A 14,579-nucleotide genomic window follows, 5' to 3' on the forward strand; every position below is an offset into this window, starting at 1 on the left:
GGCTTCACCGCCGGCTCCATGCCGACGATGGGCAGCGCCGGGTAACGCTCGCGCAGCTCGGCCACCGCCGCCACGGTGGCGGTGTTGCAGGCCAGCACCAGCGCCTTGGCGCCCTGGGCGAGGAGGAATTCGGCGATGGCACGGCTGCGCTCGCGGATGAACTCGGGGCTCTTCTCGCCGTAGGGCACGTGGCCGCTGTCGGCGACGTAGAGCAGCGACTCGTGCGGCAGCAACTGGCGAATCTCGCGCAGCACCGACAGCCCGCCGACCCCCGAGTCGAACACGCCGACCGGCGCGTTACCGGCCATCGCCACCGCCGCACACGTTGCAGGCCGGATCGCGCTTGACCCGCAGCTCGCGAAAGCGCGTGCCGAGGGCATCGATCAACAGCAGGCGGCCGACCAGCGGCTCGCCGAAGCCGGCCAGCAGCTTGAGCGCCTCCAGCGCCTGCAGGCTGCCGACCAGGCCCACCAGCGGGCCGACCACCCCGGCCTCGCTGCAGGTCAGCTCGGCCTCGCTGCCGTGGCCGTAAAGGCAGTGGTAGCAGGGGCTGGCGGCGTCGCGCGGATCGAATACCGAGAGCTGGCCTTCCAGGCGGATCGCCGCGCCGGACACCAGCGGCTTGCCGGCGGCCACGCAGGCGGCGTTGACCGCCTCGCGGGTGGAAAAATTGTCCGAGCAGTCCAGCACCAGGTCGACGCCGCCGACCGCCGCGGCCAGCGAGTCGGCGTCCAGCGCCTGGCGATGCGGCACCAGGCGCACCTGCGGATTGATCGCGGCCAGCCGCGCCATGGCCGAATCCACCTTGGCCTGGCCGATGCTGGTTGTGTCGTGGGCGATCTGCCGCTGCAGGTTGGTCAGGTCGACGCGGTCGAAGTCGGCCAGGTGCAACTCGCCGACGCCGGCGGCGGCCAGGTACAGCGCCACCGGCGAGCCGAGCCCGCCGAGGCCGACGATCAGCGCGCGGCTCTGCTTGAGGCGCAACTGGCCGTCGACGTCGATCTGTTTGAGGAGAATCTGCCGGCTGTAGCGCAGCAGCTCGTCGTCGCTGAGCATGGTGGGGTCACTCATGATGGAAACGTCCCAGACTGATGCGCTGGTGGCCGGCCAGGTCACGCCGGCTGTCCACCTCGGCGAAGCCGACAGCTTTGAGCAGCGCGCGCACCGCCTCGGCCTGATCGAAGCCGTGCTCCAGCAGCAGCCAGCCGCCGGGCTGCAGATGGGCCGGCGCGGCCTGGATGATGACACGGATATCGTCCAGCCCGTCGGCGCCGGAGACCAGCGCGCTGCTCGGCTCGAAACGCAGGTCGCCCTGATCGAGGTGATGGTCGTCGGCGCGAATATAGGGCGGGTTGCTGAGGATCAGGCTGTAACGTCGGTCGGCCAGGGCGGAGAACCAGTGGCTGTGGAGAAACTCGGCATTGTCCAGCTTGAGGCGCTGGCGATTGCGCTCGGCCAGGGCCACCGCCTCCGCCACCCGGTCCACCCCGGTGACGCGCCAGGCCGGCCGCTCGCTGGCCAGGGCCAAGGCGATGGCGCCGCTGCCGGTACCCAGGTCCAGCGCCGCCAGCGGCGTGGCCGGCAGCAGCTCGAGGGCGGTTTCCACCAGCAGTTCGGTGTCCGGGCGCGGAATCAGGGTATGGCTCGCCACCTCCAGATCCAGGCTCCAGAAGCCCTGGTGGCCAAGGATATAGGCCACCGGCTCGCCACTGCGACGACGCAGCAGGCTCGCCTGAAACCGGGCCAATTGCGCGGCATCCGGCTCGCGCTCCGGCCAGGTGCGCAGGTAGCTGCGCGGCTTGCCCAGGGCGGCGGCGAGCAACAGCTCGGCGTCCAGCCGCGGGGTGGGCGAGTCGGGTAGATCGGCGGTATTGAGCAGGGATTCGATGGTGGCCATGGTTCTCTCGTAGGGCGGATCGGGCGCGTAGCTCGCGCTTTATCGACCCACCGTGCGGGATGGTGGATGAAAACAGCGTCATCCACCCTACGGGTCTGTCAGCTCTTCCCGGATCGCCTCCGGGCTAGGGTGCGCACGGCGCAGCCTACGAGGCGCGCACCGTGCGGCTGCACTCAATCGCCCAGCGCCGCCAACTGGTCGGCCTGGTACTCGGCCAGCAGCGGCTCGATGATGGCGTCGACGCCGCCGGCGATCACTTCGTTCAGCGAATACAGGGTCAGGTTGATGCGGTGGTCGGTGACCCGGCCCTGCGGGAAGTTGTAGGTGCGGATGCGCTCGGAGCGGTCGCCGGAGCCCACCAGCAGCTTGCGCGTCTCGGAGATTTCCTTGTGCGCCGCGGCTTCCTGCTGGTCCTGCAGCTTGGCCGCCAGCCAGGCCATGGCCTTGGCGCGGTTCTTGTGCTGCGAACGCTCTTCCTGACATTCCACCACGGTGCCGGTGGGAATGTGGGTGATGCGGATCGCCGAGTCGGTGGTGTTGACGTGCTGGCCGCCGGCGCCGGATGAGCGGTAAGTGTCGACGCGCAGGTCGGCCGGGTTGATCTCGATGGCCGCCTGCTCGTCCGGCTCCGGCAGCACCGCCACGGTGCAGGCGGAGGTGTGGATGCGGCCCTGGGACTCGGTTTCCGGCACGCGCTGCACGCGGTGGGCGCCGGACTCGAACTTGAGCTTGGCGTAGACGTTGTCGCCCTCGACGCGGGCGATCACCTCCTTGAAGCCGCCGTGCTCGCCTTCGTTGCACGACAGCACCTCGACCCGCCAGCCCTGCTTCTCGGCGTAGCGCGAGTACATGCGGAACAAATCGCCGGAGAAGATCGCCGCCTCGTCGCCGCCGGTGCCGGCACGCACCTCCAGGTAGACGTTGCGGCCGTCGTTGGGGTCTTTCGGCAGCAGCATGCGCTGCAGCTTGTCTTCCAGGGCGACCAGGGCTTCCTTGGCCTGGGCCACTTCCTCTTCGGCCATCTCGCGCAGGTCCGGGTCGCTGTCCTTGAGCAGCGCCTGGGCGCTTTCGAGGTCGCCCTGCACCTTGCGCAGTTCGCGGAAGGTGGCGATCACCGGCTCGATCTCGGCGTATTCCTTGGAATAGGCGCGGAACTGGCTCTGCTTGGCGATCACCTCGGCGTCGCCGAGCAGCGCCGTCAGCTCCTCGAAGCGGTCGCTGAGGTTGTCCAGCTTGTTCAACAGTGAAGCTTTCATTGCAGACCTTTATCGGACGGCGCGCCCTCGTCGAGGGCGAAGAGTTCCTGGGCCAGACCGAGCGCATCGAGGCGCCCTTCGGCGGTGAGTTTCTTCATGCGCACACTGGGCGCGTGCAGCAGCTTGTTGGTCAGGCCGCGGGCCAGTTGCGCCATCACCTCTTCGGCACTGGCACCATTGGCCAGCAGGCGCTGGGCCTTGGCCAGCTCCTCGTCGCGCAGACGCTCGGCCTGCTGGCGGTAGGCCTTGAGCACGTCCACCGCGGCCAGCTCGCGCAGGCGCTGCATGAACTCCTCGGTGCCGGCGGCGATCAGCTCCTCGGCGGCCTGCGCCGCGCCCTGGCGGCTCTTGAGGTTTTCCTCGATGACCTCGTGCAGGTCGTCGACGGTATAGAGGTAGACGTCGTCCAGCTCGCCGACCTGCGACTCGATATCGCGCGGCACGGCGATGTCGACCATGAAGATCGGCTTGTGCTTGCGTTTTTTCAGCGCGCTTTCCACCGCGCCTTTGCCGAGAATCGGCAGCTGGCTAGCGGTGGAGCTGATGACGATATCGCTGTGCGCCAGCACCTCGGGGATGTCCGACAGCAGCACGGCGTGCGCGCCGAACTGCTCGGCCAGCTGGCTGGCGCGCTCCAGGGTGCGGTTGGCGACCACGATACGCTTGATGCCCTGATCGTGCAGATGGCGCGCCACCAGGCTGATGGTCTCGCCGGCGCCGATCAGCAGCGCCTGGCTGCGGTGCAGGTCGGCGAAGATCTGCTTGGCCAGGCTGACCGCGGCGAAGGCCACCGACACCGGGTTCTCGCCGATGGCGGTGTCGGTGCGCACGGTCTTGGCGGTGCTGAAGGTGGCCTGGAACAGCCGGCCGAGCAGTGGGCCGACGGTGCCGGCCTCGCGCGCCACGGCGTAGGCGGACTTGAGCTGGCCGAGAATCTGCGGCTCGCCGAGCACCATCGAGTCCAGCCCGCAGGCCACGCGCATCATATGGCGCACCGCGTCGTTGTCGCTGTGCACATAGGCGCAGGCGCGCAACTCGTCGAGGCTCAGGCGGTGATAGTCGGCCAGCCACTGCAGCACCTCGTCGATGCTCAGCTGATCCTGCTCCAGGTACAGCTCGCTGCGGTTGCAGGTGGAGAGGATCGCCGCCTCGCGACTGGGGGTCAGCCGGCACAGCTGCTGCAAGGCCTCGACCAGTTGCTCCGGGGTGAAGGCAACGCGCTCGCGCACCTCTACCGAGGCGGTCTTGTGGTTGATACCGAGGGCGATAAAGGCCATGCAGGGTCGCTGAGGGGCAGTACGGAAGGCGGCGATTGTCCTACTTCGACCCGGCGAGAACAACTACCGCGACCTATTGTCCCAATAGACAGTTCGCCGCAGCGTCCGCTGCCAGTGGGCTTGCCCCATGGCTTGTGTCATGATGCCGCGAACGTCGCAGGGCGCCAGCCGCCCGGAAATAACGCACGACAAGGCCCTATGAACAGACCCCTCGCGTTGCTCACCGCACTCGCCTTGCTCGGCGGTTGCCAAACCTTCGCCCCCAGCGAGCCGGACGGCACCCCGCCGGTGCAGGAAGCCGACCAGAAGACCCAGCTGGAGCCGAGCGAATACGGCTCGTTCAGCCAGGAAACCCTGTTCGCCCTGCTCACCGCCGAGCTGGCCGGGCAGCGCAACCGCTTCGACATCGCCCTCGGCAACTACGTGCAGCAGGCCAATGCCACCGGCGACGCCGGCGTCGCCGAGCGCGCCTTCCGCATCGCCGAATACCTCGGCGCCGAACAGGCGGCGCTCGACAGCGCGCTGATCTGGGCCGAGAACGCCCCCGGCAATATCGACGCGCAGCGCGCCGCCGCCGTGCAACTGGCGCGCGCCGGCCGCTACGACGAGTCCATGACCTTTATGGAAGGGGTGCTGCAGCGCCAGGGCGACACCCATTTCGACTTCCTCGCCCTGTCCGCCGCGGAAACCGACCCGGACACCCGCGCCGGCCTGCTGCAGGGCTTCGACCGCCTGCAGAGCAAGTACCCGGACAACAGCCAGCTACTGTTCGGCAAGGCCATCCTGCTGCAACAGGACGGCCGCGCCGAGGAAGCCCTGGCCCTGCTGGAAAGCCAGCCGAGCAGCCAGACCGAAGTCTCCCCGCTGCTGCTGCGTGCACGCCTGCTGCAGAGCCTGAAGCGCGGCGACGAGGCCCTACCGCTGCTGGAGAAGGGCATTCGCCAGCACCCGGACGACAAGCGCCTGCGCCTGACCTACGCGCGCCTGCTGGTGGAACAGGATCGCCTCGACGAGGCCAAGGGCGAGTTCTCCACCCTGGTCCAGGAAAATCCCAACGACGACGACCTGCGCTTCTCCCTGGCCCTGGTGTGCCTGGAGGCCGAGGCCTGGGAAGAGGCCATCGTCTACCTGGAAGAACTGGTCGAGCGGCGCAGCCATGTCGACGCCGCCCACTACAACCTCGGCCGCGCCTACGAGGCCCTGGAGGACGCCGACAGCGCCCTGCAGGAATACGGCCTGGTCGGCCCGAGCAACGACTACCTGCCGGCCCAGCAACGCCAGGCCGAACTGCTGTTCGCCCAGCAGCGCGGCGCGGAAGCCAGCGCCCGCCTGGCCCAGGCCCGCGAGGCGCAGCCCGACTACGCCATCCAGCTGTACCTGATCGAGGCCGAGGCGCTGAGCAACCGCAGCCAGGTCGAACCGGCCTGGGCCGTGATCCAGCAGGGCCTGGAGCAGTTCCCCAACGATCTGAACCTGCTCTATACCCGCGCCATGCTGGCGGAGAAGCGCGACGACCTCGGCCAGCTGGAAAGCGATCTGCGCTTCATCCTCGAACGCGAGCCGGATCACGCCATGGCCCTCAACGCCCTCGGCTACACCCTGGCCGACCGCACCACGCGCTATGAAGAAGCACGCGAGCTGATCGAGAAGGCCCACCAGCTCAGCCCGGACGACCCGGCCATCCTCGACAGCCTGGGCTGGGTCAACTACCGCCAGGGCAGGCTCGACGAGGCCGAACGTCTGCTGCGCCTGGCCCTGGAGAAATTCCCCGACCACGAAGTCGCCGCCCACCTCGGCGAAGTGCTCTGGGCCCAGGGCAAACAGCGCGAAGCCCGGCGCGTCTGGCGCGACGCACTGGCCGAAACCCCCGACAGCTCCATCCTGCGCGGCACCCTGCTGCGCCTGACCGGTTCCGAGACGCTCTGATGTTCCTGCGCCACCTCCTCGTTTTCAGCCTGATCGCCCTGCTCGCCGGTTGCGCCGGCCTTACCTCGCGCGAAGCGCTGGAAGGCCAGGGCGACCCCGCCCAGTGGCAAGCCCACAAACGGCAGATCACCCAGCTCGACGGCTGGCAGATCAGCGGCAAGATCGGCATCCGCGCCCCGCGCGATTCCGGCAGCGCCACGCTGTTCTGGCTGCAGCGCCAGGACTACTACGACATCCGCCTGTCCGGCCCGCTCGGCGGCGGCGCCGCGCGCCTGACCGGCCGCCCCGGCGACATCCTGCTGGAAGTGGCCAACCGCGGCCGCTACCAGGCCGCCTCGCCGGAAGCCCTGCTACGCGAACAGCTGCGCCTCGACCTGCCGGTGTCCAACCTCTTGTGGTGGATTCGCGGCCTGCCCGCACCGGACAGCCGCAGCCGCCTGACCCTCGACGGCGACAGCCACCTGGCGCGCCTGGAGCAGGACGGCTGGCAGGTGGAATACCAGCGCTACGCCCAGCAGAACGGCTACGCCCTGCCCGAGCGCCTCAAGCTGTACGGCCAGGACCTGGAAGTGACCCTGGTGATCAAGGACTGGCAACCGCGTCTGCTGGGGCAGTAGTTTCCTTAGCCCGGATGAAATCCGGGGAATGACGACGTAATCGCACCTAGGGTGGAAAACCGCGAAGCGTCTTCCACCGCAGCCGGTGGCTGGAAAAGCGTCATCCACCCTACAAGCTAAAAGCCGTAGCCCGCCCTCTCCCGCCCCCACAATTCGCCAACTTGCACCTATGACCGCCACGCCCATCCCCGCCCACGCCGAACTGACCCTGCCCGCCCCGGCCAAGCTCAACCTGATGCTGCATATCCTCGGCCGCCGCGCCGACGGCTATCACGAGCTGCAGACCCTGTTCCAGTTTCTCGACCACGGCGACGAGCTCGGCTTCAGCGTCCGCCAGGACGGCGAAATCCGCCTGCACACGCCCATCGACGGCGTGCCGCACGACAGCAACCTGATCGTGCGCGCCGCCAGGCGCCTGCAGCAGGCCTCCGGCACCGCGCTCGGCGCCGATATCTGGCTGGACAAGCGCCTGCCCATGGGCGGCGGCATCGGTGGCGGCAGCTCGGACGCCGCTACCACCCTGCTCGGTCTCGACCACCTGTGGCACACCCAGCTCGGCGAGGAGCGCCTGGCCGAGCTGGGCCTGGCCCTGGGCGCCGACGTACCGGTGTTCGTGCGCGGCCGCGCGGCCTTCGCCGAGGGCGTCGGCGAGCGCCTCACGCCGGTCGAACTGGACGAGCCCTGGTTCCTCGTCGCCGTGCCGCAAGTCTTTGTCAGCACAGCAGAAGTTTTCGGCGCGCCCGAGTTGACACGGGATACGCCGCCCATTAAAGTTCGCAGCCTTCTTGCGGGGGGTGGTCGAAACGACTGCCAGCCGGTGGTCGAGAAGCGTTACCCAGAGGTTCGTAACGCTTTGATCTTGTTGAACAAATTTGTTTCAGCTAGATTGACCGGCACTGGAGCTTGCGTATTTGGGAGCTTCCCAAAGCGGGACGATGCTGATAAAGTCGCCCGCCAACTTCCAGGCACTCTGCCGAGCTTTGTCGCTCAAGGTCGCAACATCTCGATGCTGCACCGCAGGCTCCAAGCATTGGCCAAGAAGTGAATGCTGAGCATTCGGTTATACGATACAGGGGCGTCGCCAAGCGGTAAGGCAGCAGGTTTTGATCCTGCCATGCGTTGGTTCGAATCCAGCCGCCCCTGCCATAACCTCCCACGGGAGGCATCGCCAGCCGGATCACACAGCGTTCGACACAGAATATAGGGGCGTCGCCAAGCGGTAAGGCAGCAGGTTTTGATCCTGCCATGCGTTGGTTCGAATCCAGCCGCCCCTGCCATTTTCCATACCCATCCAGGTATACCCCAGCCGGCAGGTACTGCGCGTGTCCAAGATGATGGTCTTCACGGGGAACGCAAACCCCGATCTGGCGCGACGGATCGTTCGTCAGCTGCACATTCCCCTCGGCGATGCTTCGGTCGGCAAGTTTTCCGACGGCGAAGTCATGATCGAAATCAACGAGAACGTCCGCGGCAAGGACGTGTTCCTGATTCAGCCGACCTGTGCGCCCACCAACGACAACCTGATGGAACTGGTAGTGATGGCCGATGCCTTCCGCCGTTCCTCGGCGACCCGCATCACCGCGGTCATCCCCTACTTCGGTTACGCCCGCCAGGATCGCCGTCCGCGTTCCGCGCGCGTGGCGATCAGCGCCAAGGTAGTGGCCGACATGCTCACCGTGGTCGGCATCGACCGCGTACTGACCGTCGACCTGCACGCCGACCAGATCCAGGGTTTCTTCGACATTCCGGTGGACAACATCTACGGCTCCCCGGTCCTGGTCGACGACATCGAAGACCAGCGCTTCGACAACCTGATGATCGTCTCCCCCGACATCGGCGGCGTCGTCCGCGCCCGCGCCGTGGCCAAGAGCCTGGGCGTCGACCTGGCGATCATCGACAAGCGTCGCGAGAAGGCCAACCAGTCCGAAGTGATGCACATCATCGGCGACGTCGAAGGCCGTACCTGCATCCTGGTCGACGACATGGTCGACACCGCCGGCACCCTCTGCCACGCCGCCAAGGCGCTGAAAGAGCGCGGCGCCGCCAAGGTCTACGCCTACTGCACCCACCCGGTGCTGTCCGGCCGCGCCATCGAGAACATCGAGAATTCCGTCCTGGACGAGCTGGTGGTCACCAACACCATCCCGCTGTCCGCTGCGGCACAGTCCTGCTCGCGCATTCGCCAGCTCGACATCGCCCCGGTCGTCGCCGAAGCGGTCCGCCGCATCAGCAACGAAGAATCGATCAGCGCCATGTTCCGCTAAGCGGAACAGGCCAGATCAACACTGCCCCGCCTCGTGCGGGGCTTTTTGCCCTACCGCCCAACGCTGGTCGCAAGCGTGCAGGCGGTTTGGTTATTTTGGAGAAATGCAATGACTGACTTTACCCTGAATGCCGAAGTGCGTTCCGACCTGGGGAAAGGTGCGAGCCGCCGCCTGCGTCGTAACGCCAACCTGGTTCCTGCCGTGATCTACGGTGGCGACAAGGCCCCGCAATCCATCAGCCTGCTGACCAACCAGCTGGCCAAGCTGCTGGAAAACGAAGCCGCTTTCAGCCACGTACTGGCCCTGAACGTTGCCGGCACCACCGAAAACGTGGTGATCAAGGCCCTGCAGCGCCACCCGGCCAAAGGCTTCGTCCTGCACGCCGACTTCCAGCGCGTCGTCGCCGGCCAGAAGCTGAGCGCCCACGTACCGCTGCACTTCCTCAACGAAGCTACCTCCGTTGGCGTGAAGCAGCAGGGCGGCGAAGTCTCCCACACCATCAACGAAGTCGAAGTTTCCTGCCAGCCGCAAGACCTGCCGGAATTCCTCGAAGTCGACCTGGCTGCCGTAGAAGTCGGTCAGACCGTTCACCTGTCCGACCTCAAGCTGCCGAAAGGCGTCGAGCTGGTCGCACTGGCTCACGGTAACGACCTGGCCGTGGCCAACATCCACGCCAGCCGCGTGAAAGAAGAAGGCGCTGCCGAGTAATCGCAGCGCGGAACCCGCCCGGTAGGCGATCACGCCGGGCGATTTCCTCGAAAGGGCTCCTGTATGACTGCCGTACAACTGATCGTTGGCCTGGGTAACCCCGGCCCCGAATACGACCAGACCCGGCACAATGCAGGGGCCCTTTTCGTTGAGCGCGTGGCGGACAGCCAGCGCGTCAACCTCAGCGTCGATCGCAAGTATTTCGGCCTGGTGGGCAAGTTCAACCACCAGGGACGCGAAGTTCGTCTGCTCATCCCCACCACCTACATGAACCGCAGCGGCCAGTCCGTGGCGGCCCTGGCCAATTTCTTCAAGATCAAGCCCGAAGAGATCCTGGTGGCCCACGACGAACTCGACATGCCGCCCGGCATCGCCAAGCTCAAACAGGGCGGCGGCCACGGCGGACACAACGGCCTGCGCGACATCATCGCCCAGCTCGGCAACCAGAATAACTTCCATCGCCTGCGGCTCGGCATCGGCCACCCGGGGCACGCCAGCCTGGTTTCCGGCTACGTGCTCGGACGCGCCCCACGCAGCGAACAGGAACTGCTCGACCAAAGCATCGACTTCGCCCTCGGCGTGCTGCCCGACATCCTCGCAGGCGACTGGACCCGCGCGATGCAGAAGCTGCACAGCCAGAAGGCCACCAAGTAACCACCTTTCCCTCGAGGGACACATCATGGGATTCAACTGCGGCATCGTCGGCCTGCCCAACGTCGGCAAGTCCACCCTGTTCAACGCCCTCACCAAATCCGGCATCGCCGCGGAAAACTTCCCCTTCTGCACCATCGAGCCGAACAGCGGCATCGTACCGATGCCCGATAGCCGCCTGGACGCCCTGGCCGAGATCGTCAAGCCGGAGAAGGTCATCCCCACCACCATGGAATTCGTCGACATCGCCGGCCTGGTAGCGGGCGCGTCGAAAGGTGAAGGCCTGGGCAACAAGTTCCTCGCCAATATCCGCGAGACCGACGCCATCGCCCACGTGGTGCGCTGCTTCGAAGACGAGAATGTCATCCACGTCGCCAACAGCGTCGACCCCAAGCGCGACATCGAGATCATCGACCTGGAACTGATCATGGCCGACCTCGACAGCTGCGAGAAGCAGCTGCAGCGCGTCGCCCGCACCGCCAAGGGCGGCGACAAGGAAGCCGTGGCGCAGAAGGCCCTGCTGGAAAAACTCATCCCCCACTTCACCGAAGGCAAGCCCGCGCGCAGCCTGCTGAAGGACCTGGGCGACGACGAGAAACGCCTGGCCAAGACCTTCCACCTGCTCACCACCAAGCCGGTGATGTACATCGCCAACGTCGCCGAAGACGGCTTCGAGAACAACCCGCACCTCGACGTGGTCAACGCCATCGCCAAGGAAGAAGGCGCCATCGTCGTGCCGGTGTGCAATAAGATCGAGGCCGAGATCGCCGAACTGGACGATCTGGAAGAGATGCAGATGTTCCTCGAAACCATGGGCATGGAAGAGCCGGGCCTGAACCGCGTGATTCGCGCCGGTTACTCGCTGCTCAACCTGCAGACCTACTTCACCGCCGGGGTGAAGGAAGTACGCGCCTGGACCGTGCGCGTCGGCGCCACCGCCCCGCAGGCCGCCGCCGTGATCCACACCGACTTCGAGAAAGGCTTTATCCGCGCCGAAGTGGTCGCCTACGACGACTTCATCGCCTACAAGGGCGAAGCCGGCGCCAAGGAAGCCGGCAAATGGCGCCTGGAAGGCAAGGACTACATCGTCAAGGACGGCGACGTGATGCACTTCCGCTTCAACGTCTGAGCCTTGTCAGCGCATAAAGAAACCCCGCTTCGGCGGGGTTTTCTTTGCCTCGCCCACGATCCGTAGGAGCGAAGTTATTCGGGATTCCTTCATGAAAACCGCGGGTAAATCCGCTCCTACAGGTGACAGCAAGCCTTTCACGCCCGGCCCTCCTCCAGCGGGAGCCACGCCCCGCGATCGCCGACGACGCCATACACCCGCCAAGCGAGCCCCTCAGCCGCCCTCCTCACCCTTGACCTCAACCTAACTTGAGGTCCTAGGCTGGCCTCCATCCCTCCCAAGACCAAGGAGCCAGCCATGCAACAGATTCGAGACGACCTCTGGGAAACCGCCACCGAGACCCCCATGCCGGGCCTGACCACCCATGCCTACCTGCTGACCCGCGAGGCCGGCAACCTGCTGTTCTACAACACCAGCCTGCAGCAGGAGATAGAACGGATGGGCGAGCTGGGCGGCGTCGCCTACCAATTGCTCAGTCACCGCGACGAACTGGGCGACTCGCTGCTGCAGATCCGCCAGCGCTTCGGCACCCGGCTTGGCGGCCACCGCCGGGAGCAGGCGGAATTCGCCCGCTTCGTCACACCAGACATCCTGTTCGGCGACCGCGAAACGCTGCTCGGCAATATCGACGTGATCCCCACTCCCGGGCACAGCCCCGGCAGCACCTGCTTTCTGGTGCATAGCCCGACCGGGCAGCGCTACCTGTTCACCGGCGACACCCTGTACCGCAGCGCAGACGGCAGCTGGAAGGCCGGCTTTATTCCCGGCCACAACAGCCCCGCAGACCGCCAGACCATGGCCGCCAGCATCACCGGCCTGCGCGATCTGCAGCCCGACCTGGTCATCGGCAGCGCCTTCGCCGGCAGCAACGGTTACCAGGAAATGGGCCAGGGGGAATGGCAGGCGCATGTGGATGACGCGCTGGAACGACTAATGCGTTGAAGGGGTAACTCGGCGTCATATGGCGCAATTTTTCGCGCCCAAACAAAAAGGGGTTAGCTTGCGCTAACCCCTTGAAATTTATGGTGGCTACACCGGGACTTGAACCTGGGACATCAGCATTATGAATGCTGCGCTCTAACCGACTGAGCTATGTAGCCAACGTGGCGCGCATTTTCCGCGTCTCGGTGGCGACTGTCAACCCTGAACCCTAGATAAATTTACGCTTTATCAAGCGGTTAGCCGGGCTGCATGCGGCGGCCGGGAGCAGGCTTGCGCCAGCCGGCGGCGAACGCCCGGCAGGCGAACCGGGCTCAGGCGCAATCCCTCTCGCAAGCGCTCAATAGCCCCCGCCACCGCCCGTGGGGCTGCGCGGTTTTTCCTGCTTCTGTTGCGACATCTCGCCGCCATCGCCGCGTGGGTGGTGGTCGTGACAGGATGAGCCGCTGAGGGCGATCAGCACAGCGAGGGCGAACAGGGGGAGCATCGGTCTGAACATGGCGGGGTCTCCTCTGCGGTTATCCCCCAAGGCGGTTAGACAGATGAGCCGGGTAAATATCGTGCGTGCGGTGCGGCGGGGAGACGAGCGGCGCACGCCGGCAAGCCGGCTCCTGCGCCGCGCAGCAGTTCGCTCAGGCCTTGCCCGGGCGGGTGGCCAGCAGCAGGCCGGCGAAGATCAGCGTGGCGCCGGCCCAGTGGTAGGGCTGCAGGCCTTCGCCCAGCAGCAGCCAGCCGAGCAGCGCGGTGAAGACCGGCATCAGGTAGTTGGACAGCGCCGCCTTGGCCGCGCCGATGACCTTGACCCCGTGGTTCCAGGCCAGGTAGGCCAGCAGCGAGGCGAACACCGCGGTGTAGGCGATGGCGGCGAGGTTGCTCGGGGTGCTGGCGAAGTGCGCGCCCTGGCTCAGTTCGTACAGGTAGAACGGCAGGATCAGCGGCACGCCGAGCAGGATCAGCACGCCGAGCAGCGCCAGCGGCGGGATGGCGTGCAGGTAGCCGGACCAGCGCCGCAGCAGCAGGGAGTACAGCGCCCAGTCGGCCACGGCGAGCAGCATGATCAGGTCGCCGCGGTTGAACGACAGGCTGGCCAGACGGCTCCACTGGCCCTGGGCGATCAGCACCAGCAGGCCGATGGCGGCCAGGGCCATGCCCCACCAGGCGCGCCGCGCCGGCCATTCGCCGAGCAGCAGGCCGGCGCCGATAAAGGTCATCAGCGGCAGGCAGGTGTTGACCAGGGTGATGTTGATCGCCGCGGTGGTCTGCGCCGCGCTGTAGAGCAGCGAGTTGTAGCCGGCGATGCCGAGGCCGGCGACCAGCAGCAGGCGCCAGCCGGCGGCCTTGAGTTGCTGGCGGTGGCGCCACAGCGGCAGGGCGACGAAGGGCAGCAGCAGCGCCAGGGCCAGGCTCCAGCGCCAGAACGACAGGGCGAAGGGCGGGATCTCGCCGGCGAAGGCGCGCGCCACCAGGGCGTTGCCGGACCAGCAGAGCACGGCCAGCAGCAGGCCGAACAGGGCCAGCGGACGGGAAGGGTTGAGCGAATTCATTGGGCTTGGCGCAGCGGGCAGTCGGCGAAATTTACGGCCCGCGGGGCGCGGCCAGGGCATGGGTTGTGCTGAGCCAGCATGGCGTCGCTTCCGGATCGGGCGGCCTTGCACCATACGGAGGCAGTGGGGGCTTGGCAAGGTTGCGGGGCAGGCGCCGGGGGCGTCGAGCCTCGGTGCGCACGGCGCACCCTGCGGGCGAAGCGTCGAGCCTTGGTGCACACGGCGCCCCCTGAAGGCGGTGCATCAATCCGGCGATGCGCCCGACGCCGCCGCTGGCTCGACTCGTCTGGGGCGGCGCAGCGGTCGGGTCAGCAGCCAGAGGATCAGCAGCAGGCCGGCCAGGATCACCGCGCTGGCGCCCCATTGCAGCG

At 66.7% G+C, this 14,579-nt stretch carries 15 protein-coding genes and 3 tRNA genes; 10 read left to right on the top strand and 8 right to left on the bottom strand.

The window, feature by feature from the left end; all coding sequences use genetic code 11:
• The 5 genes from N878_RS24510 to hemA all read right to left on the bottom strand — a co-directional run.
• The coding region (locus N878_RS24510) for an aspartate/glutamate racemase family protein (protein ID WP_021446117.1) at window positions 1-308 on the bottom strand (308 nt) is incomplete at its 3' end.
• A complete protein-coding gene (locus N878_RS24515) occupies window positions 298-1,056 on the bottom strand; it encodes a molybdopterin-synthase adenylyltransferase MoeB (RefSeq protein ID WP_021446118.1) in 759 nt (252 codons plus the stop codon). The genes N878_RS24510 and N878_RS24515, both read right to left, overlap by 11 nt.
• Window positions 1,057-1,063: 7 nt before the next feature.
• Window positions 1,064-1,897 carry a peptide chain release factor N(5)-glutamine methyltransferase gene (prmC, locus tag N878_RS24520; protein ID WP_021446119.1) on the bottom strand — a complete coding sequence of 278 codons (834 nt, stop codon included), beginning with the start codon at window positions 1,895-1,897 and terminating at the stop codon, window positions 1,064-1,066.
• Between the two features lie 173 nt (window positions 1,898-2,070).
• Entirely contained in the window at window positions 2,071-3,153 is a 1,083-nt protein-coding gene (gene prfA / locus N878_RS24525) for a peptide chain release factor 1 (RefSeq protein WP_031304060.1), read from the bottom strand.
• Window positions 3,150-4,430 carry a glutamyl-tRNA reductase gene (gene hemA, locus N878_RS24530; protein WP_021446121.1) on the bottom strand — a complete coding sequence of 427 codons (1,281 nt, stop codon included), beginning with the start codon at window positions 4,428-4,430 and terminating at the stop codon, window positions 3,150-3,152. The genes prfA and hemA overlap by 4 nt, the downstream gene beginning before the upstream one ends.
• Window positions 4,431-4,628: 198 nt before the next feature.
• On the opposite strand from hemA, the gene N878_RS24535 reads away from it, so the two are divergent.
• From N878_RS24535 to N878_RS24580, 10 genes are all read left to right on the top strand, one after another.
• The gene (locus N878_RS24535) at window positions 4,629-6,356 is read left to right on the top strand and encodes a tetratricopeptide repeat protein (protein WP_031304061.1); all 1,728 of its coding nucleotides are present in this window, start codon (window positions 4,629-4,631) and stop codon (window positions 6,354-6,356) included.
• Window positions 6,356-6,973, top strand: a complete 618-nt coding sequence (gene lolB / locus N878_RS24540; protein ID WP_021446123.1) for a lipoprotein insertase outer membrane protein LolB — start codon at window positions 6,356-6,358, stop codon at window positions 6,971-6,973. Before N878_RS24535 ends, lolB begins: the two co-directional genes overlap by 1 nt.
• Window positions 6,974-7,142: 169 nt before the next feature.
• Entirely contained in the window at window positions 7,143-8,018 is an 876-nt protein-coding gene (gene ispE, locus N878_RS24545) for a 4-(cytidine 5'-diphospho)-2-C-methyl-D-erythritol kinase (protein ID WP_021446124.1), read from the top strand.
• 26 nt (window positions 8,019-8,044) lie between these two features.
• A tRNA-Gln gene (locus N878_RS24550) sits at window positions 8,045-8,119 on the top strand.
• Between the two features lie 56 nt (window positions 8,120-8,175).
• Window positions 8,176-8,250 (top strand) — tRNA-Gln (locus N878_RS24555).
• Between the two features lie 45 nt (window positions 8,251-8,295).
• Window positions 8,296-9,237: a ribose-phosphate pyrophosphokinase gene (locus N878_RS24560; protein ID WP_003244667.1), complete on the top strand. Its 942-nt coding sequence runs from the start codon at window positions 8,296-8,298 to the stop codon at window positions 9,235-9,237.
• Window positions 9,238-9,345: 108 nt separating this feature from the next.
• Window positions 9,346-9,945, top strand: a complete 600-nt coding sequence (locus N878_RS24565) for a 50S ribosomal protein L25/general stress protein Ctc (RefSeq protein WP_021446125.1) — start codon at window positions 9,346-9,348, stop codon at window positions 9,943-9,945.
• A gap of 63 nt (window positions 9,946-10,008) precedes the next feature.
• Window positions 10,009-10,599, top strand: a complete 591-nt coding sequence (gene pth / locus N878_RS24570) for an aminoacyl-tRNA hydrolase (RefSeq protein WP_031304062.1) — start codon at window positions 10,009-10,011, stop codon at window positions 10,597-10,599.
• A gap of 25 nt (window positions 10,600-10,624) precedes the next feature.
• Complete coding sequence (gene ychF / locus N878_RS24575) at window positions 10,625-11,725, top strand: redox-regulated ATPase YchF (RefSeq protein ID WP_021446127.1); 1,101 nt, start codon at window positions 10,625-10,627, stop codon at window positions 11,723-11,725.
• A 297-nt stretch (window positions 11,726-12,022) separates the two neighbouring features.
• Window positions 12,023-12,667, top strand: a complete 645-nt coding sequence (locus N878_RS24580) for an MBL fold metallo-hydrolase (protein WP_021446129.1) — start codon at window positions 12,023-12,025, stop codon at window positions 12,665-12,667.
• A gap of 81 nt (window positions 12,668-12,748) precedes the next feature.
• Here N878_RS24580 and N878_RS24585 read toward each other — a convergent pair.
• The 3 genes from N878_RS24585 to N878_RS24590 all read right to left on the bottom strand — a co-directional run bounded on the left by N878_RS24585 (window position 12,749) and on the right by N878_RS24590 (window position 14,208).
• Window positions 12,749-12,825: transfer RNA gene (locus N878_RS24585), tRNA-Met, on the bottom strand.
• A 179-nt stretch (window positions 12,826-13,004) separates the two neighbouring features.
• Entirely contained in the window at window positions 13,005-13,163 is a 159-nt protein-coding gene (locus N878_RS28695) for a hypothetical protein (RefSeq protein ID WP_021446130.1), read from the bottom strand.
• 133 nt (window positions 13,164-13,296) lie between these two features.
• Complete coding sequence (locus N878_RS24590) at window positions 13,297-14,208, bottom strand: DMT family transporter (protein WP_021446131.1); 912 nt, start codon at window positions 14,206-14,208, stop codon at window positions 13,297-13,299.
• Window positions 14,209-14,579: the final 371 nt, after the last annotated feature.

This window comes from Pseudomonas sp. EGD-AK9 (assembly GCF_000465935.2).
GTDB lineage: Bacteria > Pseudomonadota > Gammaproteobacteria > Pseudomonadales > Pseudomonadaceae > Aquipseudomonas.

Bases quoted from the DNA above. Each gene is read 5' to 3' on its own strand.
- N878_RS24515 (WP_021446118.1), bottom strand. From the start codon at position 1,056: ATGCTCAGCGACGACGAGCTGCTGCGCTACAGCCGGCAGATTCTCCTC.
- prmC (WP_021446119.1), bottom strand. From the start codon at position 1,897: ATGGCCACCATCGAATCCCTGCTCAATACCGCCGATCTACCCGACTCG.
- prfA (WP_031304060.1), bottom strand. From the start codon at position 3,153: ATGAAAGCTTCACTGTTGAACAAGCTGGACAACCTCAGCGACCGCTTC.
- hemA (WP_021446121.1), bottom strand. From the start codon at position 4,430: ATGGCCTTTATCGCCCTCGGTATCAACCACAAGACCGCCTCGGTAGAG.
- N878_RS24535 (WP_031304061.1), top strand. From the start codon at position 4,629: ATGAACAGACCCCTCGCGTTGCTCACCGCACTCGCCTTGCTCGGCGGT.
- lolB (WP_021446123.1), top strand. From the start codon at position 6,356: ATGTTCCTGCGCCACCTCCTCGTTTTCAGCCTGATCGCCCTGCTCGCC.
- ispE (WP_021446124.1), top strand. From the start codon at position 7,143: ATGACCGCCACGCCCATCCCCGCCCACGCCGAACTGACCCTGCCCGCC.
- N878_RS24565 (WP_021446125.1), top strand. From the start codon at position 9,346: ATGACTGACTTTACCCTGAATGCCGAAGTGCGTTCCGACCTGGGGAAA.
- pth (WP_031304062.1), top strand. From the start codon at position 10,009: ATGACTGCCGTACAACTGATCGTTGGCCTGGGTAACCCCGGCCCCGAA.
- ychF (WP_021446127.1), top strand. From the start codon at position 10,625: ATGGGATTCAACTGCGGCATCGTCGGCCTGCCCAACGTCGGCAAGTCC.
- N878_RS24580 (WP_021446129.1), top strand. From the start codon at position 12,023: ATGCAACAGATTCGAGACGACCTCTGGGAAACCGCCACCGAGACCCCC.
- N878_RS28695 (WP_021446130.1), bottom strand. From the start codon at position 13,163: ATGTTCAGACCGATGCTCCCCCTGTTCGCCCTCGCTGTGCTGATCGCC.
- N878_RS24590 (WP_021446131.1), bottom strand. From the start codon at position 14,208: ATGAATTCGCTCAACCCTTCCCGTCCGCTGGCCCTGTTCGGCCTGCTG.